At 55.7% G+C, this 26199-nt stretch carries 16 protein-coding genes; 4 read left to right on the top strand and 12 right to left on the bottom strand.

Annotated features, from left to right (window positions below; genetic code table 11):
• Nucleotides 1-69 precede the first annotated feature (69 nt).
• From yegS to yegD, 10 genes are all read right to left on the bottom strand, one after another.
• Nucleotides 70-969: a lipid kinase YegS gene (yegS, locus tag ACHHZ6_RS02555; protein ID WP_395121686.1), complete on the bottom strand. Its 900-nt coding sequence runs from the start codon at nt 967-969 to the stop codon at nt 70-72.
• A 134-nt stretch (nt 970-1103) separates the two neighbouring features.
• Nucleotides 1104-1868 (bottom strand): hypothetical protein, encoded by a 765-nt coding sequence (locus tag ACHHZ6_RS02550; RefSeq protein ID WP_182272006.1) that lies wholly within the window; start codon nt 1866-1868, stop codon nt 1104-1106.
• Nucleotides 1869-2163: 295 nt separating this feature from the next.
• On the bottom strand, nt 2164-3525 hold the full coding sequence (gene yegQ, locus ACHHZ6_RS02545; protein ID WP_182272005.1) for a tRNA 5-hydroxyuridine modification protein YegQ: 1362 nt from the start codon (nt 3523-3525) through the stop codon (nt 2164-2166).
• 382 nt (nt 3526-3907) lie between these two features.
• Nucleotides 3908-4630 carry a two-component system response regulator BaeR gene (gene baeR, locus ACHHZ6_RS02540; RefSeq protein ID WP_182272004.1) on the bottom strand — a complete coding sequence of 241 codons (723 nt, stop codon included), beginning with the start codon at nt 4628-4630 and terminating at the stop codon, nt 3908-3910.
• Nucleotides 4627-6030, bottom strand: coding sequence for a two-component system sensor histidine kinase BaeS (gene baeS / locus ACHHZ6_RS02535; protein WP_182272003.1), 1404 nt, complete (start codon nt 6028-6030; stop codon nt 4627-4629). Before baeS ends, baeR begins: the two co-directional genes overlap by 4 nt.
• A complete protein-coding gene (locus ACHHZ6_RS02530; RefSeq protein WP_196390229.1) occupies nt 6027-7442 on the bottom strand; it encodes an MFS transporter in 1416 nt (471 codons plus the stop codon). Before ACHHZ6_RS02530 ends, baeS begins: the two co-directional genes overlap by 4 nt.
• Nucleotides 7443-10520, bottom strand: coding sequence for a multidrug efflux RND transporter permease subunit MdtC (gene mdtC / locus ACHHZ6_RS02525; RefSeq protein WP_395121685.1), 3078 nt, complete (start codon nt 10518-10520; stop codon nt 7443-7445).
• The gene (locus ACHHZ6_RS02520; protein WP_395121684.1) at nt 10521-13643 is read right to left on the bottom strand and encodes an MdtB/MuxB family multidrug efflux RND transporter permease subunit; all 3123 of its coding nucleotides are present in this window, start codon (nt 13641-13643) and stop codon (nt 10521-10523) included.
• A complete protein-coding gene (locus ACHHZ6_RS02515) occupies nt 13643-14890 on the bottom strand; it encodes an MdtA/MuxA family multidrug efflux RND transporter periplasmic adaptor subunit (RefSeq protein WP_182271999.1) in 1248 nt (415 codons plus the stop codon). The genes ACHHZ6_RS02520 and ACHHZ6_RS02515 overlap by 1 nt, the downstream gene beginning before the upstream one ends.
• A 206-nt stretch (nt 14891-15096) precedes the next feature.
• Entirely contained in the window at nt 15097-16449 is a 1353-nt protein-coding gene (gene yegD / locus ACHHZ6_RS02510) for a molecular chaperone (protein ID WP_182918657.1), read from the bottom strand.
• A gap of 131 nt (nt 16450-16580) precedes the next feature.
• Between yegD and alkA the strand changes: the two genes are divergently transcribed.
• Nucleotides 16581-17453, top strand: a complete 873-nt coding sequence (gene alkA / locus ACHHZ6_RS02505) for a DNA-3-methyladenine glycosylase 2 (protein ID WP_395121683.1) — start codon at nt 16581-16583, stop codon at nt 17451-17453.
• On the opposite strand, the gene ACHHZ6_RS02500 is transcribed toward alkA, so the two are convergent.
• Nucleotides 17418-20747, bottom strand: a complete 3330-nt coding sequence (locus ACHHZ6_RS02500) for a diguanylate cyclase (RefSeq protein WP_182918655.1) — start codon at nt 20745-20747, stop codon at nt 17418-17420. The two genes, alkA and ACHHZ6_RS02500, sit on opposite strands and share 36 nt — an antisense overlap.
• Nucleotides 20748-21090: 343 nt before the next feature.
• Here ACHHZ6_RS02500 and udk point away from each other — a divergent pair, with 343 nt between their 5' ends.
• From udk to asmA, 3 genes are all read left to right on the top strand, one after another.
• The gene (gene udk, locus ACHHZ6_RS02495) at nt 21091-21732 is read left to right on the top strand and encodes a uridine kinase (protein WP_182271995.1); all 642 of its coding nucleotides are present in this window, start codon (nt 21091-21093) and stop codon (nt 21730-21732) included.
• A gap of 91 nt (nt 21733-21823) precedes the next feature.
• On the top strand, nt 21824-22405 hold the full coding sequence (gene dcd, locus ACHHZ6_RS02490; RefSeq protein WP_182271994.1) for a dCTP deaminase: 582 nt from the start codon (nt 21824-21826) through the stop codon (nt 22403-22405).
• Between the two features lie 22 nt (nt 22406-22427).
• A complete protein-coding gene (gene asmA, locus ACHHZ6_RS02485; protein WP_196390226.1) occupies nt 22428-24275 on the top strand; it encodes an outer membrane assembly protein AsmA in 1848 nt (615 codons plus the stop codon).
• 42 nt (nt 24276-24317) lie between these two features.
• Here asmA and ACHHZ6_RS02480 read toward each other — a convergent pair whose 3' ends face one another.
• Nucleotides 24318-25901, bottom strand: coding sequence for a TerC family protein (locus ACHHZ6_RS02480; RefSeq protein WP_182271992.1), 1584 nt, complete (start codon nt 25899-25901; stop codon nt 24318-24320).
• Nucleotides 25902-26199: the final 298 nt, after the last annotated feature.

Below are 26199 nucleotides of genomic sequence, written 5' to 3'. Positions count from 1 at the left end.
CGCTTCTCCGACACGGGAGAAGGCGCAAAATACAGGCCGGGTCAGGCTAACCGCTACCCGGCAATTCATTCAGCGCAGCAGCATACAATCTGGTGGCAATCGACACTGCAACGCTCCTGGTACAACCGCAATTCGGAACCGTTTCCCGCTCAACGGTTCGCCATCAAGGTTAAAAGTCATTCCGTGCGGCGCATTCACCTCAAACCAGGCGGATTGCCCATCAATGATGTTCGGGCTTTTCTCCGGTTGGGTGAGGGTGGTAAACAGTGCTGGCAGCAGCCCGTCACCGGTGAAAATGCGCAGTGCCAGTAAGCCATCATTGATCAGCGCCTCCGGGCAAAGCTGTTGCCCACCGCCCGCCTGACGACCGTTACCGATCCCGATCACCAGCGCATCACCCTGCCAGTAAAAATCATCCCCGTGAATTTCGCAGCGATCGGGTTTCAGGGTATCCATTCGCATCAGACCGTGGATGAGATAGGAAACGCCGCCCAGTGCCGCCTTCAGCTTTTCCGGTGTTTCACTGGTAATGCGCGTACCAAATCCGCCCGTCGCCATATTGATAAAGCAGGTTTTATCGTTTACCTGTGCAATATCGACTGCGGTTGCTTTCCCGAGAATGGCAAGCTGTAGCGCTTTACTCAGATCCTCCGGTATCCCCGCGCTGGTGGCAAAATCATTTGCTGTACCGAGCGGTAAAATGCCCATCACCGGGCGTGTGTCCACGTTCAGGCCGATCAGGGCCGTCGCTATCTCGTTGATGGTGCCGTCACCACCGCCAGAAATAATCGTGTTGACGCCCAACTGTACGCCTTCGGCAACATACCGCGCGGCATCGCCTTTTTCCCACGTGAGCCGTACGTGAATATGGGCACCATCTTCCCGCAAATCGACCACCGCCTGGCGCAGTATGTCATTACTGGCACTCTTGCCGTTCAGAATCAATAAACTGTCTGGATACGTTGCCATCCGCGCTGCTCCCTTTTGTAGCGTTATCAAAAAGTGTATCGCAGGGAGGAAAAAAGCGGGTAGGAACAGGATGAAAGCTGGAACCCATCCAATGGGATGAGGCATCCTGTGTTCCTTTACCCACTGTTGATACGCTATCGAATACCTTTTAAATCACATACGGTTTTATTTAAATTAAGGAAATTATTGAAACCTACCATTATCAACCCACCTGTAGCAAACAGTATGGTGATGAGTCCAGCAAGCACCTTTTTCCCGGTTGTTTCAGAGTTGATTGCATCTTGTAATTCTGCACGAAGATCGCCATCATCAGTTGTGATATAAATGCATGCATCTTTAAGGTATTGAGCAGACGCTGAATTTTTGATGATGTCCATGCATTCAATTTTATTCCAGGAGTGGTTGTTCCTTTTATCATATACACGGTATTTAGAAATATATAATTTTTCGCTATCGCTGATATTGTATGTGACATAACCTGCTTTCATGTACGGTGCATCATAGAGGATGCCACATGCGGTGATAATGAACAGAACACCAAAAAACATCGTGCTGACAGCCTCTAGCCGCATCGTTCTTTTGACGCCCACCGCGCCAAACAGCCCTGTGAAACGCAATGTTGATCGTTCAATTTTTCCTTCATTCAGGGCCGTGGATATTAATTTTGCATCGTCAGTTGACGCTACTCTCACGCCATTTTTTAGTCTAAATAACTGCTGGTTGTAAATTTTTTCATCATATTCGCAGTACTCTTTATCTGAGTACTTAATTCGAAATAATTTTAGAATCAGTCCCGTAAAGAAACTGATGCTTGGTAATTTCATAAAAAATAACAGCGCGAAAAATACTAGCAAATATGCTTTGTAATCACCAAGCGCTTCAGAAATATAGTTGCTCATTCCTCAGGATCCTTTTGATATTCTCAACTAAGCGTTACCAGACATTTTACATGAATTTTACATTCGAAGCGTCAGACACCCTCCGATACTGCTAAAGCTCTTGTGTCGGCGGGGGACTATAGATAAAAAATAAGCCCGCGTAAGGGAGATTACGCAGGCTAAGGAGGTGGTTCCTGGTACAGCTAGCATTTATGGGTTATGTTTTTCAGCGGAGAGGATAATACCCTTATTGAGCGAAGCGGTATGTGATCCGATTCTAAGAATTATCCCGGCGCGAAAAAATCCCCCTGATTAACTACTTGCTGTGCGGGTTACGGGTGCTTTCGCCGTCGAAATTACGCATCAGCAGCGCAAATTTCAGCTCCACTTCTTCCGGAACCGGCAGCCAGACGGTATGTCCATCGCCAGGTGCAACGGTAATCGCTTCACCTTTGCCGTTTTCCAGATGCTCCAGCGTGAAGTTCATGTTGCCCTGCGGGGTCATCAACTCCAGGCTGTCGCCTTTGGTGAACTTGTTCTTCACGGCGACGGCGGCCAGTGCGCCTTTGCGCTCGCCGGTGAAATCACCAACAAACTGCTGGCGCTCTGAAACTGAATAGCCGTGCTCGTAGTTCTGGTAGTCGTCGTGCGTGTGACGACGCAGGAAGCCTTCGGTGTAACCGCGATGCGCCAGACCTTCCAGCGTTTCCAGCAGGCTGGTATCGAATGGTTTACCGGCAGCAGCATCGTCGATGGCTTTACGGTACACCTGCGCAGTACGCGCGCAGTAGTAATAGGACTTGGTGCGGCCTTCGATTTTCAGCGAATGCACGCCCATCTGGGTCAGACGTTCAACGTGTGCGATGGCGCGCAGGTCTTTGGAGTTCATGATGTAGGTGCCGTGCTCGTCTTCAAAGGCGGTCATGTACTCGCCAGGACGTTTGGCTTCTTCAATCATAAACACGCTGTCGGTCGGTGCGCCGACGCCCAGTGTAGGCTCAACGTTAGTGACCGGGATCGGTTCGTGTTTATGCACGATATTACCGATGTCATCTTCTTTGCCTTCCTGGACGTTATATTCCCAGCGGCAGGCGTTGGTGCAGGTTCCCTGGTTCGGGTCGCGCTTGTTGATATAGCCAGAAAGCAGGCAGCGGCCAGAGTAGGCCATGCACAGCGCACCGTGGACGAAGATCTCGATTTCCATATCCGGCACCTGGGTGCGGATCTCTTCAATCTCTTCGAGGGAAAGTTCGCGAGACAGAATGACGCGGGTGAGCCCCATCTGCTTCCAGAATTTCACCGTCGCCCAGTTTACGGCGTTGGCCTGCACGGAGAGGTGAATATCCATTTCCGGGAAGTTCTCCCGCACCAGCATGATTAAACCCGGGTCTGACATGATCAGCGCGTCCGGCCCCATATCCACTACCGGCTTCAGGTCACGGATGAACGTTTTCAGCTTGGCGTTGTGCGGCGCAATGTTAACAACGACGTAGAATTTTTTGCCCAGCTCATGCGCTTCATTGATGCCGAGCTGCAGGTTCTCGTGGTTGAATTCGTTGTTGCGCACGCGCAGCGAGTAGCGCGGCTGGCCCGCGTAAACGGCGTCGGCACCATAAGCGAAAGCGTAACGCATATTTTGCAGCGTTCCCGCCGGGGAAAGGAGTTCCGGTTTAAACATGTTTGTTCTCGTTCTGATGACAGGTCAGATCCGCGTACACACGGTGTCGCGGTAAGGGGATGATCCCCTACTTTAAGGGCGGGCATTGTAGCGCTGCGGAGCGGGGAGGTAAACCTTTTGGTCGCTTAGCTGTGCCTGTTATCAGGCGGTTTTGCGATATTGCCAGTAATGGTAAAGCCCATATGTCGGATCCAGGGGGACAGCGAAGGGTTACACCATGAAAAGACAGAGCGCGCCCCTCGCCAGTTTTCCAACAAAATCAAGACGCTTTATAAAGCAAACCGCGGTTTTTTTTCAGCAATGTGCTCTGCGCAGTGTCTGTTCTTTTAGCTAACAACTGCCGCTTTTACTCAGGGTTTATCCTTAAACGCGTCTGTCTACGTTAAACAATCCTGCACGCATCCGCTTCCCACCGATATCCCACGCCATACACCGCGCGAATAAATGACTGATCGGGGTCAAGAGCTTCCAGCTTGCGACGCAGGTTTTTGATGTGGCTGTCGATGGTGCGGTCGGTGACGACGCGATAATCGTCATACAGGTGGTTCAGCAGCTGTTCGCGGGAGAATACTTTCCCCGGCTCATGGGAGAGGGTTTTCAGCAGGCGGAACTCGGCAGGGGTGAGATCCAGTAGTTTACTGCGCCAGCTCGCCTGGAAGCGACCTTCGTCGACGATCAGCGGGCTTTCCGCGTCCAGCGTTTGCAGTTCTCGCTGCGGTTTGCAGCGGCGCAGGATGGTCTTCACGCGGGCGACGACCTCACGCGGGCTATACGGCTTGCAGATGTAGTCATCTGCGCCAATTTCCAGCCCCAGCAGACGGTCAATCTCTTCGATTTTAGCGGTCACCATCACGATGGGGACGTCGGAGAAGCGACGAATTTCCCGGCACAGGGTCAGGCCGTCTGTGCCCGGTAGCATCAGATCCAGCAGAATCAGATCCGGCGGTGTCTGGCGTACATATGGCAGCACCTGATCGCCATGACTGATCAGCGACGGGGCATAGCTTGCGGCGCGTAAATAGTCGATCAGCAGCTGCCCAAGCTTAGGCTCATCTTCCACGATCAAAATGCGCGGTGTGTTTTTGTCAATCGGTAACTCGGTCATGCTTCTCTCGATAAATCCCGTTCCAGAGGTAACTCTACTGTAATGCTAACCCCGCCAAAAGGCGAATGGGCGGCACGCAGCGTGCCGTTGTGCGCTTCGACGATGTTGACGCAAATCGCCAGCCCCAGGCCGGAGCCGCCGCTGGCGCGGTTGCGGGAGCCTTCGGTGCGATAAAAACGCTCAAACAATCTTTCCAGTTGTGCGTCCTGCACGCCAGGGGCGGAGTCCGCAAAGGTGAGGGCAAAACGCCCGTTTTCCTGCTTACCGGAGATATGTAGCCCGCCGCCGCTGTCAGTGTAGCGCAGGCTGTTTTCCAGCAGATTATTGAACAACTGCATCAGGCGATCCCTGTCACCAAACACCACGGCGCTGTCCGGCAGGGAGAGATGGATTTTCAGGTTGCGGCTGGCAAAGCGCTCGCGGAAGGCTCCGCTGGCAACTTCCAGAATGTTGATCACGTCCACCGGAGCTTTCTGATAGGCCAGCGCCCCTTCGTCCGACATCGAGAGCTGATGCAGGTCGTCCACCAGTTTGGTCAGCGTGCCTACTTCCGCCTGTAAGGAGGCCACGGATTCAGGGGTGAACTGACGCACACCGTCCTGAATGGCTTCCAGTTCGCCACGCAGTACTGCCAGCGGGGTGCGCAGCTCGTGCGAAATATCGGCCATAAAATCGCGTCGCATCTGCTGGTTTTTCTCCAGCGTGCTGGCGAGCTGGTTGAAGTCCTGCGCCAGTTTACCCAGTTCGTCCTGGCTTTGGGTGTCCACGCGGGTGGTGAAATCCCCGGCGGCCAGCTTGTGCGTACCTTCCACCAGCCGTTTAACCGGCGCGAGCAGGCCGCGTGCCAGCGGGAAGGTGGCGAGCGCGGCAAGCAGTATAGCGAGTGCGACAATCAGCCAACTGGTACGGCGCTGCTGGCGATCAAAGTTGATATCGGTGTTGCGCGTCAGGCGCTCGACCGGGGAGGCAATAACCCAGCCAACGGCCTCATTATTCACCTTGATGGCACGCCGGGTTCCGTCCGGCGGAACCGGCGCGCGCGGGCCAACCAGAACGTGCATATCCTGGTCGATCACCCAGAACTGCGTGCGCCATCCGTGCGGCGGCATGCCGGGGCCGGGACGATCGTCGTTGGTATCATGCTCAAGCGAGCGCAGGATCTGGAACACAAAGCGGTCGTTATTGCGTAAAAAACGCCAGTTTCCGTGCAGGGTATACTGCTCGGCCAGCGCATCGCTCAACCCCTGCAGGCGTTGCTCGTTACCGTGTTTGATGTAATCAATAAACCCGCGCTCAAAGCTGAGACGTACCGCCCAGTGCATGGTGATCAGCAGGACGATGCAGGTGGCAAATATTGCGACAAAGAGTTTACCGGTAATGCCAGGACGCCAGAATTTCATGGTTCACTCCTTTTGCCACGCCGGATCACGGCGTTTTTACTGGTATCATCCGGCACCCTGGCGAAGATGAATGCGGGCAGGGCAATAATCACCGCCATGCTGAGATAGGTATATAAAAACACCTGGTGAGCGACCGGGGTGTCAACGCTGAGATGGTGCTGCCCATACATGCCGAGCAACAGGCCCGCGATGGTGACCCCTACGCTCATGGAAAGCTGCATCACCATCGACAGCAGGCTGTTGCCGCTGCTCGCCTGCTCATCCGGCAGGTCTTTCAGCGTCAGGGTATTCATTGATGAGAAGCGCATGGCGTTGATAACCCCCTGGCAGAACAACACCAGCGGCAGGGCGTAGTACCAGCCCATCAGCGCCACGGCCATAAACAGCAGGATGACCAGCGCCAGTGCCAGCGTGGCGACTACCAGCACATGACGATAACCAAAGCGGTTCACCACCTGCACCACAATGCGCTTCGTCCCCATACTGCCAAGCACCATTGGGATCATCATTAAGCCTGCATGGAACGGCGAGAACCCCATCCCAATCTGCAGAAATACCGGCGTCATAAACGGCAGCATGCCGCTACCGGCTCGTCCGGCAAAGCTGCCGAGCAGGCCCAGACGGTAGGTGGTGTTTTTAAACAGCGACAGGCTGAACAGCGCTTTAGCGTTGCCTCTGGCATGCCACAGATACCCCAGTATTGCCGTGATACCGAGGGTGACCAGAATGCCCAGCGTCAGGGATGAAATCCCCAGCCCTTTTTGCCCGTCGAGCGCCAGCGTGAGCATGGCCATCCCGGATGCCAGCAGCATGAAACCAAAGAAGTCAAAGCGCCGCGTCTGCATGGTGTAGTTAGGCATCAGCATCAGGGTTGCGATAGCACCGACGATACCCACGGGCAGGTTAATTAAGAAGATCCAGTGCCAGGAGGCGTATTCCACCAGAAGCCCGCCCAGCGCGGGGCCGAGCAGCGGGCCAATCTGTCCAGGTAAGGTCACAAAGGTCATCGCCGACATATACTGCTCGCGCGGCACAATTTTCATTACCGTCAGCCGCCCGACGGGTACCATCATCGCGCCGCCAAACCCTTGCAGCACACGTGCCATCACCAGTTGGTCGAGGGTGTTGGCCTGCGCGCAAAACAGCGAACCGACGGTAAACAGCACAATGGCGGTGAAAAAGATATTCCTTACCCCCACTTTATCCGCCAGCCAGCCGCTGGCAGGCAGCATCACGGCGACTGTCAGCACGTAGGAGACAATCACCATATGCATGTGCAGCGGGCTCTCCCCGAGACTTTTGGCCATCGAGGGGAGGGCGGTGTTGACGATGGTCGTATCCAGCGACTGCATAAAGAAGCCGAAGGCGACAATCCATAATTGCCAGCGAACATTCGCGGGGAGGTCGGTCATTTACTCGGTCACCGTGGTTCTGTTTTTACGCGAAAAACGCATTCGCAGGCGGTCGAAAAAGAGATAGACCACCGGCGTGGTGTAGAGCGTCAGCAGTTGGCTCATCACCAGCCCGCCGACAATTGTAATACCCAGCGGCTGGCGCAGCTCTGAGCCGTCGCCACCGGATATCACCAGCGGTAGCGCACCAAACAGTGCCGCCAGCGTGGTCATCATGATCGGACGAAAACGCAGCAGGCAGGCCTGGAATATCGCCTCTTCCGGAGGAAGATTGCCGTGACGTTGGGCATCCAGCGCAAAGTCGACCATCATGATGGCGTTTTTCTTCACAATACCTATTAATAGCATGATCCCGATTAATGCTATCAGGCTGAATGGAGCACCAAACAATTCCAGCGCCAGCAACGCCCCGACGCCCGCTGATGGCAGGGTTGAGAGGATGGTCAGCGGATGGACGTAGCTTTCATACAGCACGCCAAGCACAATATAGACCGTCGCAATGGCCGCCAGAATCAAAATGACCTGCGAGTTCATCGTCTGCTGGAACACCTGCGCGGTGCCGGCAAAACTGCCGCGTACGGTGGACGGTACGCCAAGCTGGGTCATGGCGCGGTTGATAGCATCGCTGGCCTCGGAAAGCGACGAGCCGGTTGGCAGGTTAAAGGAGATGGTCGACGCAGCCGAAAGCCCCTGATGGTTAACCGACAGCGGCGCGTTCGCAGGCCGCCAGCTGGCAAACCAGGAGAGCGGGATGGGTTTACCGTCGCTGTTGATGATGTACATTTTATCCAGCGCGCTGATATCCTGGGTGTAGCGTGGGTCAACCTCCATCACCACTTTGTACTGGTTCATCGGCCGGTAGATGGTCGAGATTTCGCGCTGACCGAAGGCGTTGTTCAGCAGGCTGTTGACCGCTTCAACATTAATCCCCAGACGCGACATAGTGTCGCGATCGTAGGTCAGATCCATCTCAGAACCGTTGTCCTGTTGATCGGAATTCACGTCCGCCAGCTGTGGCAGTGCGGCCAGCGCTTTGCGGATCTTCGGCTCCCACTCGCGCAGGGCGGTCAGGTCGTCAGAAAGCAGGGTGTACTGGTAGCTGGCATTGGCCTGACGCCCGCCCACGCGGATATCCTGAACGGCCATCAAAAACAGGTTTGCCCCGGGCTCTTTGGCAAGCTTCACTCGCAGGCGGTCAATCACCTGTTGTGCGGTTTCATTGCGGACATCACGCGGTTTAAGGGTGATAAACATCATCCCGCTGTTGACGCGGGAGCCGCCGGTAAAACCGGTGACGTTATCCACCGCCTTGTCCTCGCGGATGATTTTCATAAAGTCCTGCAGTTTACCGCGCATTGCCTGGAACGAAATGCTCTGGTCAGCCTGAATACCGCCCATCAACACGCCGGTATCTTGCTCCGGGAAGAGGGTTTTCGGGATGGTAATATACATCCAGACATTAAGCCCGATCGTGGCGATAAGCGCTAACCCGACAAGCCGCGTATGGTTCAGTACCCACTTCAGTGATTTACCGTAGCCTCCCTGCATGGCCATCAGGACACGACCAAACCCCTTGCGACGCGGCTGCGAACGCGGTTTGCTGCGCCTGAGCATCCAGCCGCACATCATCGGCGTGAGCGTGAGCGAGACAGCCAGCGAAATACCGATGGCGACGGAGAGCGTCACCGCAAACTCGCGCAGCAGGCGGCCGGGAAGCCCGCCCATCAGCAGCAGCGGCAGGAACACCGCCACCAGCGACAAACTCATTGAAAGCACCGTAAAGCCCACTTCGCGCGTGCCCTGAAGCGCAGCCTGAAGCGGTTTCACGCCGGCTTCCAGATGACGGGAGATGTTCTCCAGTACCACAATGGCATCATCCACCACAAACCCGGTGGCGATGGTCAGGGCCATCAGCGACAGGTTGTTGAGGCTAAAGCCGCACAGATACATGGCGGCAAATGTCCCAATCAGCGAGACCGGCACTGCCACGGCGGGAATGAGCGTTGCGCGCCCGGAGCGCAGAAACAAAAAGACCACCAGGATAACCAGCCCGACGGAGATCACCAGCGTCTGTTCTACCTCTTCGAGCGAGGCGCGAATGGTCGGAGAGCGATCCTGGGCAATCTGCAGGTCAATTGCAGCCGGGATAGTCTCCTGTAGCTCCGGCAATCGCGCGCGGATGCTGTTCACCGTCTGGATAATATTGGCTTCCGGCAGCTTGCGGATCATCAGCAGGATCGCCGGTTTGGCGTTGGTCATCCCCGCGTTGCGGACATCCTGTACCGAGTCGGTGACGCTGGCGACATCGCTTAAGCGTACCGCCGCGCCGTTGTTGTAGTGAATAATCAGCGGCTGGTATTCAGCGGCGGTTTTCAGCGCGTCGTTGGTCTGGATCTGCCAGCGATGGCCGCTGTCCTCAATTGCCCCTTGTGGCTTACGCACGTTGGCATTGCTGATGGCGGTGCGCACCTCGTCCAGCGACACCCCCTGGTTAAACAGTGCCTGTGGGTTTAAACCCACGCGCACGGCGGGCAGGGAGCTACCGCCAACGCTCACATCGCCCACACCGTCAATCTGCGAAAGGGTCTGCGCCAGCTGTGTGGAGGCGAAATCGTACAGTTGTCCCTGAGAGTAAGTCTCCGAAGTGAGCGTCAGGATCATAATCGGCGCATCGGACGGGTTGGCTTTGCGGTAGGTCGGGCGGCTCGGCATCCCGCTCGGCAGCAGGCTTTGCGCGGCGTTGATAGCCGCCTGCACGTCACGCGCGGCTCCGTTTATATCGCGGTCAAAGCTAAACTCCAGAATAATACGCGTGCTGCCAAGCGAACTGCTGGAGGTCATTTCGTTGACCCCCGCAATCCGCCCGAGCGAGCGCTCCAGCGGCGTGGCGACGGACGATGCCATGGTTTCCGGGGATGCGCCAGGCAGCGAGGCGCTGACCATGATCACCGGGAAATCCACCTGCGGCAACGGAGCCACCGGCAGCAGCCGGAAGCCCAGCACGCCGCACAGGGTGATGGCGAGCGAAATTAAAATCGTCGCCACCGGTCGGTAAATGAAGAGGGCGAAAAACTTCACTTATGCCTCCTCTTCACGTTTCGGGAAGCGGCTTTTCGCCCACAGCGCCAGACGGTCAAACAACAGGTAAATGACCGGTGTGGTAAAGAGCGTCAACACCTGGCTGACCAGTAAACCGCCGACCATACCCACCCCCAACGGGCGGCGCAGTTCGGCCCCTACACCGGTACTCAGCATCAACGGCAGGGCACCCAGCAGGGCGGCGAGTGTCGTCATCAGGATCGGACGAAAACGCAACAGACAGGCCAGGAAGATGGCATCGCGTGGCGACATCCCCTGCTCGCGCTCGGCGGCGAGGGCAAAGTCGATCATCATGATGGCGTTTTTCTTCACGATCCCGATAAGCAGAATGATCCCGATGATGGCAATGACGTCCAGTTCGCTGCCTGCCAGCATCAGCGCCAGCAGTGCCCCTACGCCCGCGGCCGGCAGGGTGGAGAGGATGGTAATCGGGTGAATAAAGCTTTCGTACAACACGCCGAGCACGATGTACATCGCCACGACCGCCGCCACAATCAGCCAGATGGTGTTACCCAGCGCGGCCTGGAACGCCAGCGTACTGCCCTGGAACTGGGTCTGAATATCTGACGGGAAGCTCAGCGCTTTTTCAGCGGCCACAATGGCTTCAACCGCTTCGCCCAGCGAGTAATTGTCCGGCACGTTGAACGAAATGGTGGTGGACGGGAACTGATCCAGATGGTTTATCGACAGTGGGGTATAGCGCTCTTCCACATTCGCAATTGCACTTAACGGCACAATGCCGCCGTCTTTGCTGGTCAGGCGTACCGAGTCCAGCCCGGCAAGCCCCGGGGTGTTTTCGGTGTTGTGTTCCAGCACCACGCGATACTGGTTCGCCTGGGTATAAATCGTGGAGATCAGACGCTGACCAAAGGCGTTATACAGTGCGTTATCCACATCGGCCATCGTGATGCCCAGCCGACTGGCGGTGTCACGGTTGACGTTCACATATGCTGCCAGACCTTTGTCCTGCCAGTCGCTGCTGACGTCGGAGAGCTGCGGCTGCGCTTTCAGTTTATTCACCAGTTGCGGAACCCAGGTGCTGAGTGCGTCGAGCGTGGTCGCCTGCAGCGTGAACTGGTACTGCGTGCGGCTCACCTGCGTATCAATGGTTAAATCCTGAATCGGCTGCAGGTAGAGTTCAACGCCCGGCACGCGTGCCACGGCGGTTTGCAGACGTTCAATCACCGTTTGCACGCGGTCATCACGGCCACTCAGCGGTTTAAGGTTGATTTGCAGGCGAGCGCTGTTCAGCGACGGGTTAGTACCATCCACGCCAACAAACGACGTCAGGCTCTCGACCGCCGGATCGTTCATGATTGTCTCAGATACCTGCTGCTGGCGCTGTGCCATGCTGGCAAACGAAACCGACTGCGGTGCCTGCAGCGTACCCTGAATAATGCCGTTATCCTGAATCGGGAAGAAACCTTTAGGGATGAAGATCCACAGCATCACGCTCAGTGCCAGCGTACCCAGGGCTACACTCAGCGTCGCCCACGGATGATTGAGCACTTTCGCCAGTACGTGTCCGTAAGCGGCAATAATGCGTTCGAACATGCGTTCAGAGGCGCGGGAGAAGCGGTTTTGCTTACGCAGGGACTCAACGCTCAGCATGCGGGCGCACATCATCGGCGTCAGCGTCAGCGACACCACGGCAGAGATTAAGATTGCGATTGCCAGCGTGACGGCAAATTCACGGAACAGACGTCCGACGATATCACCCATAAACAGGAGTGGGATCAGCACTGCAATCAGTGAGAAGGTCAGCGAGATAATAGTAAAGCCAATCTCACCCGCCCCCTTCAGCGCGGCGGCCAGCGGTTTTTCGCCTTTTTCGATATAGCGTGAGATGTTCTCGATCACCACGATGGCGTCATCCACCACGAAACCGGTGGCGATGGTGAGCGCCATTAACGTCAGGTTGTTAATCGAAAAACCGAGGAACACCATCACCGCGAACGTGCCGACCAGCGAGAGCGGTACGGCAACGGCGGGGATAATGGTTGCGGGCACGTTGCGCAGGAACAGGTAAATAATCATTACCACCAGCGCAATCGCCAGCATTAGCTCGAACTGAGTATCGGTAACCGACGCGCGAATATTGGTGGTGCGGTCAGAGAGGACCTTCACGCTGACCGACTTCGGCAGACTGTCAATCAGCTGCGGCAGCATGGTACGAATGCTGTCGGCGGTTGCAATGATGTTTGCACCTGGCTGGCGCTGAACGTTCATCACGATCGCCGGCTGTTTGTTGGCCCATGCGCCAAGCCAGCTGTTTTCCGCCCCTTGTTCAACGGTCGCCACATCACCCAGGCGTACGGGAGCGCCGTTCTGGTACGCCACAATCAGCTGGCGGTACTCATCGGCGGACTGCATCTGATCGTTTGCAGAGAGCGTGACGGCACGGGCCGGGCCATCCAGCGAGCCTTTTGCCGAGTTGACGTTGGCATTGCTGATGGCCGCACGAATGGTTTCACTGGTTAACCCCAGCCCGGCGATCGCCTGGGCGTTAAGTTTCACGCGAACCGCCGGGCGCTGCCCGCCCGCCAGCGTGACCAGACCCACGCCAGACACTTGCGAAATTTTCTGTGCCACGCGGGTTTCGACCATATCTTCAACCTGAGTCATCGGCATGGCGGATGACGTGACCGCGAGGGTCATGATCGGCGGATCGGCCGGGTTGACTTTGCTGTAGACCGGTGGGTTAGGCAGGTCAGACGGCAGCAGGTTGGTTGCCGCGTTGATCGCAGCCTGCACCTCCTGCTCGGCGACATCCAGCGACAGCGTGAGCTGGAACTGCAGCGTCACTACGGATGCCCCGCCGGAACTTTGCGAGGACATCTGTTTTAACCCCGACATCTGGCCAAACTGGCGCTCGAGTGGGGCGGTAATGGCCGACGTCACCACATCCGGGCTGGCTCCGGGGTAGAGAGTGATAACCTGAATCGTCGGGTAGTCCACTTCCGGCAGCGCCGAAACGGGCAGGAAGCGGTAACCGATAATCCCGGCCAGCAGGATAGCCACCATCAACAATGTGGTGGCGACAGGGCGCATGATGAACAGGCGTGATGGCCCACCTGTCGTGCTGGGTGGCATGACCTGCATCAGGAGGCCGCTCCCTGTTTCTTATGCTCCCGCTTCGTGGGTGCAGCGTCTGATGCGGTGCTGCCGTGTGCTTCAACAACGTCGACTTTTGCCCCTTCGGTCAGGCGGTCTATGCCGTCGGTCACCACGCGGTCGCCCACGGCAATCCCGGCGCTGATCACCACCGTCTGGCTGTCCTGAAGCCCGGCTTTCACCAGATGCTTGCTGACGTTGTTGTCACTGTTTAGCACCCAGACAAAGTTACCTTCGTTACCCATCTGTAGTGCAGCCGTTGGGATCACCACCGCGTTTTCCTCGGTGGCAACCAGCATCCGCGCATTCACAAACTGGTTCGGGAAGAGGGCATCATCCTGGTTGTTAAAGCGCGCTTTCAGCTTGATGGTGCCGGTGGTGGTGTCGATCTGGTTATCGAGGCTCAGCAGGGAACCTTCGCTGAGTTTCTGCTTGTTGGTGCGATCCCAGGCTTCCACCACCAGCGCTTGCCCGGTTTTTTGCGCCTGCACGACGGTGGCGATATCACTCTCCGGCAGGGTAAAAACAAGATCGATAGGGTGAGTTTGCGTAATGACCACGATCCCGGTGGTATCGCCACTGGAGATCTGGTTGCCGATATCCACCTGTTTCAGGCCGACGCGTCCGCTAATCGGCGCGGTAATACGGCTCCAGTCGAGCTGTAGCTGCGCGCTGGCAACGGTGGCTTCATCGGCTTTTATCGTGCCCTGGGATTCGCTGACCAGAGACTGTTGGGTATCCAGCTCCTGGCGCGACACGAGATTGGTTTTTACCAGTTGCTGATAGCGGGCTAAATCACGCTGGGCGTTGGCGAGCGTGGCTTTATCTTTGGCGAGCTGTCCCTGCGCCTGAGCGAGGGTAACCTTAAACTGGCTCGGGTCGATTTCCGCCAGTAAATCACCGGCGTTGACCTGCTGCCCCTCCTGGAAATGAAGCGCCATCAGTTGACCGTCGACGCGGCTGCGTACCGTCACGGTCTTTGCCGCCGTGATAGTTCCCAGGCCTGTGAGATAACGGGGTACCGCTTTGCTCACCGCCGTCGCGGCCTGAACCGGAGCCAGAGCACCACTGCGCATACCGTGACGACCACCGCTCGCAGAGCGCTGTGGTGGGTTACTGGCACTTGCGGTTGACGTTGGTTCAGCGGATTGACTGTGCCAGTACCAGGCGGCGGCAAGAACCACCACAATGATGCCAGCGGCGATTGCCCAGCGGGATTTGTTACGGCCTTTCATCGTTATACGTTCTCATCCTGAAACACTTCGGGGGATGATACTAGTTTAGTCAGGCAAGACGGTGGAAAAATGGAGGAAATATGGAAGACTGTCTGGAATTGTCTGAATGGAGGTCAACGCAAAACGGCAATGCCGTTTGGGGTGTGTTCGCCCTCTCCCTGTGGGAGAGGACCGGGGTGCGGGCACCAGACCGCACCGTAACAACACTAGCTAAACACTACCTGCGCCCAGCGGGCAAGCCCTGCGGTTACCGAGCCGAAGTCATCGCCCCCGGCAATCGGGATCCCCGGCAGTTGTTCCGCCAGCGCTTTCTTGATCAGCGGCGAACGGGCGCTACCGCCGGTCAGGTAAATGATATCCGGCTTCTCTTTACCGTTCTCCAGGGCCAGTTGAACCTGCTCCAGAATACGCTGCAGAGGCTGGGTGAGTGCTGTTTCCAGCCCTTCCTGTGAAATCGCGGTTGCCAGCTCGTCGCGGATAAACGGTAACGATACCGCATGTTCAGGACGGTTGGAGAGGGCAATTTTGCTCTCTTCAGCGGTGCGCACCACGCGGTAGCTCAGACGCTGACGCCACACTTTGTACAGCAGCGCGACTTTGTCGGCGTCCTGGGCATCGCGCACCAGGTCATTCAGGTAGCGACCGTTGGCGGTGCTGTAAAAATCACTTTGCGCGGGAACATCATTGATGGCGATAGCGTTCCACCACGGCAGGATCGGCAGGGCGATCCCTTTTTCCGTTTGTCCACCCATGCCAAGCAGCGGCATCAGGCTCCTGAACGCCAGGGCGATATCCAGATCGTTACCACCCACGCGGCAACCACTGTGTCCCAGCAGGCTGTTTTCACGGTCGCGACGCGAGTGCCATTGTGGCCCCATCAACAGCAGCGAGCAGTCCGTTGTACCGCCGCCGATATCCACGACCAGCACGCGTTTTTCTTCCGTCAGCGTGGCTTCAAAATCCAGCCCCGCAGCAACCGGTTCATACTGGAACACCACATCACGGAAACCTGCACGGTGCGCGGCACGCTCAAGGATCCCCTGTGCCTGTTGGTTAGCGTCGTCACCACCCAGCCCCTGGAAGTTGATCGGGCGGCCAATAACTGCCTGAGTGATTGCATCGGAAACCTGCGTCTGTGCCTGATTACGGATGTGCAGCATCATGGCGCACACCAGATCTTCAAACACTGCCACCTGCTGTGGCTTCAGGCCGCTGGCACCCAGGAAGGACTTCGGTGATTTAACGAAGTAAACCTCTTCCGGGTCGTCAATGTAATGTCCGAGCGAAGAAAGACCAAACTGCACGCTGGAAGGCGTAACGTCGATGTCTTCCTCGCGGTTAAAACTGACAGCCCGGCGTAGCAACGCCTGGGTTTCTGCGGCATTGGCCGGAACCTGATGATGGCGAAACAGCCATTCGCTGACCGCTTCGCGCGTGGGTGCGCAGAGCATTGACGGCAGCAGCGTGCTCTCTTTTTCCATTTTCAGGAGCTGTGGTTGCCCGTTTTGCATAACCGCAACCGAACAGTTTGCCGTACCGTAGTCAAATCCAATAAACACGTAGAAATCCCCATGCCAGTGAGAAGGGGCGAGACTTTAACGAAATGTCTTCCCGGCGACAACTGGAATATGAAAGCAAGGCGCAACAAGATCTTTCGGTTTATGCTGAGGGGAACATAAAAGGAGCAACAATGTATACCCTGACATGGCAACCCCCTTATGACTGGCAATGGATGTTTGGCTTTCTTGGCGTGCGTGCGGTAGCGGGCGTCGAAACTGTCACGGACGAATACTACGAACGCAGTTTTGCCTGTGAGGGACATCAGGGAATATTTCGCGTCACGCCGGATATCCGCACCCGTACGTTAGAGGTAACGTTCAGTGCGGGGCTGACGCCAGTTGCACAGACCTGCCTGGAGCGCATCGGACGTCTGTTCGATCTTGCCTGCGATCCGCAGCAAATTCAGGAGGCGCTGGGCGAACTCGGTGCTGCGCGGCCAGGCTTACGTTTACCGGGGGCAATGGATGCCTGGGAGCAGGGCGTGCGGGCGATTCTGGGGCAACTGGTCAGCGTGGCGATGGCGGCGAAGCTGGCCTCGCGTGTTGTGGCGCTGTGTGGCAAACCGGTTAAGGATTCTCCGGGCTATGTCTGCTTCCCGACACCGGCAGCGCTGGCGGCGGCCGACCCACTGGCGTTGAAAGCTCTCGGGATGCCGGTCAGGCGGGCGGAGTCGTTGATTCATCTGGCGCAGTCCGTGGTCGACGGAACGTTTCCGCTTTTCCCGCCTGCGGATATTGAAGAAGGCATGAAGGCGTTACAACAGCGGCCGGGGATTGGGCGCTGGACGGCAAACTACCTTGCCCTGCGCGGCTGGCAGGCGAAAGATGTTTTCCTGCCGGATGATTATCTGATTAAACAGCGCTTCGCCGGAATGACCCCGGCGCAGATCCGTCGATACGCCCAGCGCTGGCAGCCGTGGCGCTCTTACGCGCTGCTGCACATCTGGTATACCGACGGTTGGGTGCCGTCAGTTGATAGCGAAATAGCTGGTATTCAGAAGTAATTCCAGCGGCTGTGGTTCGGCGATGGTGTCGCCGTAGATGAAGTCAATGCCGATACCGGAAAGGGTATCCATCATGATCGGCTGGTTGCTTGGCCCGGCGAGGGTTTTCATCCTCAGCCGCTGTGCATGGCCCTGAATAATGGCAACCATCATTTCATCCATCAGATTGCCGTGTATGTTCGTCACCATTTCTGCGTCCAGCATCAGATAATCGGCCATATTGGCGCTCAGGTGGTTAAAGACGTTCATGTCACGTCCTACCTGGCTGAGCACCACGCGACAGCCAGCATGACGGAGCTTTTGCAGCCCCTGCTGGACTCTCTCATCCGGGTTACGTACCACGTCGACAGCAATAACCAGATGCAGAAGACGACCCGGCAGTGTGCCTTTATCCAGAAGATCGAGCAACTCGTCGACCAGTGTGACGCTGGCTAAACCGGCTTCAGAAAGCGGCAGTGCCACTCCCATACCTTTACTGGCCACCTGCGCGGCATAGGTGCGGAAGAACTCGCTAAAAATACGTCGGTCGAGGGCGTGTAACAGTTCAGGCTCCGCCAGGCTCGAACGGAAGGCGTGCTCCTCCTGGACTTCGCCCTGGTTAGTCCACAGGCGTAATGAGATCAGCCAGAAATTACAGCTCTCCGGAATACGCGGGGAGGCGACGCTACGGGCAATCAACATCAGGTGATTGTCCTTGATCATATGCCACTGTTCATCAAGCGACATCATGCTGCGCGTGCTGTGGATCCGCTCCTGCTGCGGTTCGTAAACGGTGACGACACCACGCCCGTTGTTTTTCGAGGCATAGCAGGCGATGTCGGCTTGCGACATCACTTCCGACGCCTGATTGTTATTTTCATCAATCAGGGTGATACCGGCGCTGGCACCAATGCGGTGCAGACGTCCTTCCCACATAAAGTGGTAATTGTTGATGGCGTGGATCAGACGGCCTGCAATATAGCGTGCGCTTTCGATATTGCAGTCCGGCAGCAATAGCCCGAATTCGTCGCCGCCCAGACGTGCCAGGACGTCGCTTGAGCGCAGCATGGTCAGCATTAACGAAGAGAGTTCCCGGAGCAGGGCGTCGCCCGCCGCATGGCCTGCGGTATCGTTAACGGCTTTGAAGCGGTCGAGATCGATAAACACCAGCGCATGACGCTGGCGCGTCTCCTGCACGGTCTGCAACAGGCGTTTAAGGTGGTTTTCGAAGCTGACCCGGTTTGCCAGATGGGTGAGCGCATCGTGGGAGGCGCTGTAGCTCAGCTGACGCAGCATTTTGCGTGACTCGGTGACATCCTGAATCACCAGAACCGAGCCAATATTTTGCCCGTCAAGCGTACTGAGCGGAGTGATACTGTAATGGATATCAAAGCTCCCGCCAGTGCGACAGTTAAGCACCACATCCTGTTCAATCGCAGAACGGGACATATCGCCGCTGTGGATATTCTCCATCAGTGGGCCATTCTCACCAAACGTAATATGCAGCACCGTCAGGATCGGCTGCCCGATAGCCTCGGTTTGCAGCCAGCCGCTCATCTTCTCGGCGACGGGATTCATAAAGGTGACATTCATGTCGATATCGGTACACAACACCGCTTCACCGATGGAGTCGAGCGTGATGTGCAAACGCTCTTTTTCCTGGAACAGCGCTTCATTCAGCTGCTTAACTTCGGTCATGTCCATATTGATGCCAAGCAAGCGTTCAACTTCGCCCTGTTTATCCAGCACCCGGTTTGCCAGCGAACGAATATGACGTATGCCGTCCTTGACGCGAATACGAAACTCAAGCTTAAACGGCAGCCTGTCCATCAGCGAGTCGCGGATCACCTGTTCCACGTGGGCGCGGTCTTCTGGCACCATCGCCTCGTGCCAGAGTTGCCACGTCGGCTTGATATGCGGCGGAATTTCATACAGCTCGAACATCCGCTTATCCCAGCTGATGATGTCAGGCTCCAGATCCCACTCCCAAATCCCGATACCACCGGCTTCGTTAGCAAGGGTGATACGTTCCATCAGGCGTTTGTTGACCCACTCGGTCTGCTTGAGATCGTTAATGTCTTCAATCTGGGCGATAAAGTAGAGTGGGGAGCCGTCCGCATGGCGTACGACTGAAACAACAAGCAGCGCCCAGACGACCTCGCCATTGCGGGTGTAATAGCGTTTCTCAAGGCTGTAGTTATTGATATCCCCCCTCACAAGCTGTTCAAGCAGCTTCAGGTCGGAATTCAAATCTTCCGGCCACGTGAGCTGCTGGAAGGTGAGCGACTGAAGTTCTTTCTGGCTGTAGCCAAGAAAACTGCACAGCGCTTTGTTCGCCTGTAGCCACTGTCCTTCAACCCCCACCAGAGCCATACCGATGGCGGAATACTCCATTGCATTACGGAAACGCTCTTCGCTTTCGGTTATATGCTTACGTTCGGCACGAAATGCATACATCACCATCGTCATGACGTTGGCTGGCAGTAGCATCATCAGGAATGGCAGCCAGGGGGCATTCAGCATGGCGCTGGCATTCTGGGTTGCCAGCGGTAGGGGATTTCGGGCAATCATCAGCGAAATGACCATCACGGTGACTAAAAACACCAGGAAGGCTTCCATCCTCGGCAGACGCACGGCGCTCCACATGAGCAGGACGATGACGCAGGTAAACGGCCACGGTACCCAGGTTACGGCCACCCAGCTTAGCGTCAGGGTGGCGGCCATCGTCAGCAAGGTTTCCAGCAGCAGCTTCGGATTGCGGTGGCGAAGCAAATAGTGTGACTTAAAGAGCAGACCCAGTGGAACCAGTGCCAGCGAGCCAATGGATTCAGAAAGCACCCAGACCAGGAAGGTACGAAGTGGTTCCGGGCTGGGGATCAGAAAATGCACCAGTACCCCACCCACCAGCGGTGGTATCAGCGCACTGCCGATAGCCAGACGGATCCAGTCACCCAGGTTTTGTAATGGGTTATACCAGGGCAGCCATTTGCGGAGTATGACCGCGCCAATAAAGGCTTCAATCAGGTTTATCGAGAGGTAGGTGAAGCTCGTTGCCTCCCAGGAAAAGAGCATCCAGGTGGCCAGAATATTGCCAAATGAACAGGCCAGCGCAATGCCAGGCCACATTTTTCCTGCGTGGCGGTAAAACGCCACCATCATAATGGCGGTGGGAAACCAGAGGGGAGCCAGCAGCGTGCCGGAGCGGGTGAGCTCCAGCGAGAACAACGTAAAGATGAAGGTGACCAGGCCCAGACAGACAAGTCGTAATAAAGGATGTGGGGTAGTAACCAAAACCCGCTGGTATTGTTTATTCATTACCGCTTTATCCAAAGACGCCATGCCGTCAGGAGCCAGGCCCGGACGAGAGAATTTAATAATTTGGCTTATGCTAGTACAAACAATTTACAATTCATATGGCGTCTGCTCATAATTTGACATCATAGAGTTATTAAATAGTTACTCTGCAAAAAATTCATATTAAACGCTGAAAAAATGTTCGTTTAAATTTCACTAAGGGATCGAAAAGGCACTTTTCAGCCTCTCTCGCATATCCTGCGCTTTCGACTGGTATCACGCCCACGAAATCCCTATAATTGCCGCGTTTGACGCTCCGGCGTCGTCCTTCCTTAACATCCAGGTCAATCAGGTCGCTAAATTTATGACTGATAAGTCTCATCAGTGCGTCATCATAGGCATCGCCGGCGCATCGGCTTCAGGTAAAAGTCTTATTGCCAGTACGCTTTACCGCGAACTGCGTGAACAAGTTGGTGATGAGCACATCGGCGTCATTCCCGAAGATAGCTATTACAAAGACCAATCCCATCTGTCGATGGAAGAGCGCGTAAAAACGAATTATGATCATCCAAATGCAATGGATCACAGCCTGCTGTTCCAGCATTTAGAAGCGCTTAAGAATGGCCAGGCGATTGAACTGCCTGTCTATAGCTACGTGGAACATACCCGCACGCAGGAAACGATTCGCATCGAGCCGAAGAAGGTGATTATCCTCGAAGGCATCCTGCTTCTGACCGACGCGCGTCTGCGTGAATCCATGAACTTCTCTATTTTTGTCGATACCCCACTGGATATTTGCCTGATGCGCCGCATTAAGCGCGACGTTAACGAACGTGGCCGTTCGATGGACTCTGTCATGGCGCAATACCAGAAAACCGTCCGTCCGATGTTCCTGCAATTTATCGAACCATCCAAGCAATACGCCGATATCATCGTGCCTCGCGGCGGTAAAAACCGCATTGCTATTGATATCTTAAAAGCGAAAATCAGCCAGTTCTTTGAATAAGCCACGCGAATTGTGTACCGTTCAGATATAACCTGGTTTTGCCCTGAGTCAGTAAACTCTCAGGGCACGATGCACGAAAGGAGAAAGTGCCATGCGTCTTTGTGATCGCGATATAGAAGCCTGGCTGGATGAAGGCCGCCTGTCTATTACCCCGCGCCCGCCGGTGGAGCGTATCAATGGTGTGACCGTTGACGTGCGTCTGGGAAATAAATTCCGCACCTTTAGCGGCCACACTGCACCGTTTATCGACCTCAGCGGGCCGAAGGACGAAGTCAGCGCGGCGCTTGACCGTGTGATGAGTGACGAAATTGTCCTCGACGAGGGTGATGCGTTTTACCTGCATCCGGGTGAGCTGGCGCTGGCGGTGACGTTTGAATCCGTCACGTTGCCTGCGGATCTGGTTGGCTGGCTTGATGGCCGTTCTTCTCTGGCGCGTCTGGGGCTGATGGTACACGTGACCGCGCACCGTATCGATCCAGGCTGGTCGGGCCGTATCGTGCTGGAGTTCTTCAACGCCGGTAAACTACCGCTGGCACTGCGCCCGGGTATGATGATTGGCGCGCTGAGCTTTGAACCCCTGACAGGTCCGGCAGAGCGTCCTTATAACCGCCGTCAGGATGCAAAATATCGCGACCAGCAGGGTGCGGTTGCCAGTCGTATTGATAAAGACTGATCGTTAGTCCACTGAGGATGCCATGAGAAGAGTTCTGACAACGCTGATGATATTGCTGGTGGTGCTGGTTGCTGGCCTTTCAGCGTTGGTTCTGCTGGTTAACCCTAATGATTTCCGTGCCTATATGGTGCGGCAGGTTGAAGCGCGCAGCGGTTATGAACTGAAGCTGGATGGGCCGCTGCGGTGGCACGTCTGGCCGCAACTCAGCATTCTCTCAGGCCGTATGTCGTTAACCGCACCGGGGGCCACTCAGCCGCTGGTATCGGCCGATAACATGCGTCTTGATGTGGCGCTGTTCCCGCTCTTTTCACACCAGTTGCAGGTAGACCAGGTGATGCTGAAAAGCGCGGTCATTCAGCTTACCCCACAAACTGAAGCCGTGCGAAACGCGGATGCGCCGGTTGCACCACGTGAAAACACCCTGCCAGATGGGGCGTCTGATACAGGCTGGTCATTTGATATCGGTAAACTGAAAGTGGCCGACAGTGTGCTGGTTTTCCAGCATGAAGATAATGATCAGGTCACTGTACGCAACATTAACCTGAAGATGGAGCAGGACGCGCACCATCGTGCCACGGTGGATTTCAGTGGACGAGTAAACCGCGATCAGCGCGATCTGACCCTGTCGCTGAATGCCAGCGTGAATGCGTCGGATTATCCGCACCAGCTCACGGCAGATATTCAGCAACTGAACTGGCAACTGACGGGGGCCGATGTTCCTGCTCAGGGAATTACCGGCCAGGGAACGTTGCAAGCCGTATGGCGTGAAGAACAAAAACAGCTGGAGCTGGATAACCTTAACCTGCAGGCGAACGACAGCAGCCTGAAAGGGCAGGCGAGTGTTTCTCTTGAACAGAAGCCGAAATGGGTGCTGAACCTGCAGTTTGATAATCTGAACCTGGAGAACCTGCTCGTGACCCAGGCCGCCGCGCCGGACAGTGATGTGCAGCAATCGGGGCAGAGTCAGATGAAACAGACGCGCCCGGTTATCTCCTCCAATATTGATCAGCCAGACTATAACGGTCTGCGCGGGTTCACGGCAGACATTCTGCTGAAAGCCAACAGCGTGCGCTGGCGCGGCATTGACTTTACCAATGTGAGCAGCCAGATGTTTAACCATAACGGGTTGCTGGTTGTCTCCGAGCTGAGCGGCAAAATGGGGACCGGGCATGTTTCTCTGCCTGGCTCGCTGGATGTGCGTACAGAACCCGCCAGCGCGGAGTTCCAGCCGCGTCTCGACAACGTTGAGATTGGTACGATCCTGAAAGCCTTTAACTACCCGATATCCATGACGGGGCAGCTGACGCTGGCCGGGGACTTTTCCGGGGCGAAGATCGATGCTGACGCCTTCCGCCGCGACTGGCAGGGGCAGGCTCATGTTGAGCTAAAAGACAGCCGTATGGAAGGACTCAACTTCCAGCAACTTGTTCAGCAGGCGGTTGAACGCAGCAGTAACGTCCAGGCCCAGGAAAATTACGACAGCGCAACGCGTCTCGATAGCTTTACCAGTGACCTGACGCTGGACAACGGGCAGCTCTCTCTGGGCGGCATGCAGGGCTCTTCATCCCTGTTGTCGTTAACGGGCGAAGGCTCGCTGGATCTGGTGAAAGAGACGGCAGATACCCGTTTTAACGTGCGTGTGCTTTCCGGCTGGCAGGGTGAAAGCAAACTGGTCGACTTCCTGAAAGAGACGCCGATCCCGCTTAGCGTGTACGGCAAATGGCAGGCGCTGAATTACAGCCTTCAGGTGGATCAGATCCTGCGTAAGCATCTGCAGGATGAAGCCAAACGTCGGCTGAACGACTGGGCGGATCGGAATAAGGATTCACAGACAGGGAAAGATGCGAAGAAGCTGCTCAATAAGCTTTGATGTCTGTTGTGCCGGGTAAGGCGTAGCCTCCACCCGGCTTTTTTACACCTCAAAATCCATCTCTTCCTCATCGCGTAGCGGTATTAACCGTACCTTCTGCACGCGATGGTTCTCCACCTGTAATGTCTTAATCAGATAATCCCCGACCTGTACCTCTTCACCGGGTACCGGAATGCGCTGCAGATATTCCATCAACAAACCGGCAATGGTGTGGTACTCACGTTTCTCATCCAGAGGCAGGGGAACATACTGGATCAGGTCTTCAAGTGGCATATGGCCGTTGGCCGTCCATGAACCGTCCGCATTTTTCTGAATGTCATGGCGCGCATCAATTTCATCTACCTCGTTGGGGAGATTACCGGCGATGGTTTCCATTACGTCGCTGAGCGTGACCAGCCCTTCAACCGAACCAAACTCATCCACCACAAAAGCAAAATGGGTGCGCGCGTTACGGAACTGCTCCAGCGCCGAGAGCAACAGCAACGTTTCCGGGAACACCAGCGGCTGGCGCACCAGTGCGCGCAGATTGAGTGGTTCGCCGTGCAGCTGTTGTTGCAGCAGGTCGATAACATGCACGACGCCCAGCAGCTCTTCTTCCTCTTCTTCCCCAGTGACGACCACGCGGGTGTGCTGGTTTTTATCCAGCAACGCGCGGATTTGCTCTTCCGGGGCGGCCAGATCGATATGTTCAATGTCATGGCGTGAGGTCATGATACTGCTGACTGAACGCTGGTTCAGATTGAGCACCCGCTCAATCATCCGCCGCTCCTGCGGGTCAAAAATCTGCCCGTCGCTGTGATCGGCGAGCATCGCGGAGGATGCGGCATCCAGCTCCGCATCTTCTTTTTGTCCGCTGAGCAGGCGCATTACCGTGTCGGCAGTGCGCTGGCGCAGACTCTGGTTAGCAGACAGAAAACGACGGCGGTTGAAAATCGCCAGCTGGTTAAGCGATTCAATCATGACCGAGAAACCAATGGCGGCGTACAGATAGCCTTTTGGAATGTGGAATCCGAAACCGTCGGCCACCAGGCTAAAGCCAATCATCAGCAGGAAGCTCAGACAGAGGATGACGATGGTCGGGTGGCTGTTCACAAACCGTGTCAGCGCTTTGCTCGCCATGACCATCAGTACAATGGCGATAATCACGGCGGCCATCATCACGGCCAGATGGTCTACCATCCCGACGGCAGTGATGACCGAGTCCAGCGAGAAGACCGCATCCAGCACCACAATTTGCGCGACCACTGGCCAGAATTTAGCGCCCCGGCGCTGGGTGGGGTTTTCACTGTCTTTCCCTTCAAGCCGCTCATTCAACTCTACCGTGGCTTTGAACAGCAGGAACAACCCACCAAAAAGCATGATCAGATCGCGGGCGCTAAAGCTCAGGTTGTAAACGGTAAACAGCGGCGTGGTCAGCGTGACCAGCCAGGAGATTGACGCCAGCAGCAACAGTCGCATCACCATCGCCAGCAGCAAACCCGTCACGCGTGCCCGGTCACGCTGCGAAGGTGGCAATTTTTCGGCGAGGATGGCGATAAAGACCAGATTATCAATACCGAGTACTAATTCGATGACGACCAGCGTAACCAACCCGGCCCAGAGTGATGGATCGGCAATCCATTCCATAGTAATAGCAATACCTTCTGTTATATGACCAATGTCACACTTTGATCATGGATAAAACCAGAGGAAATTGCAATGCCAGGGTGAGATTTCTCTTAATAAGCGGGAGAAAAAGAAAATATGCTGAGAATACTGTAAATAAGGTAAAGGCGTATATTTGATTATTGAGTGAGATATTTAGGAAATATCGCAATTAATGATTTTAATGTGTTTTTTGTCAATATAAAGAAAATCCTAAAATGTGAAAAATTTGCTCTTAATATTATTCTTAAAAATAGTTATCAGGGTGGATGTCTTCTTG

It is taken from the genome of Enterobacter cloacae complex sp. 2024EL-00214 (genome assembly GCF_043945575.1).
GTDB lineage: Bacteria > Pseudomonadota > Gammaproteobacteria > Enterobacterales > Enterobacteriaceae > Enterobacter > Enterobacter cloacae_P.
The sequence above is the reverse complement of the archived record's forward strand: the minus strand, read 5'-3'. Positions and strand labels throughout refer to the sequence as shown.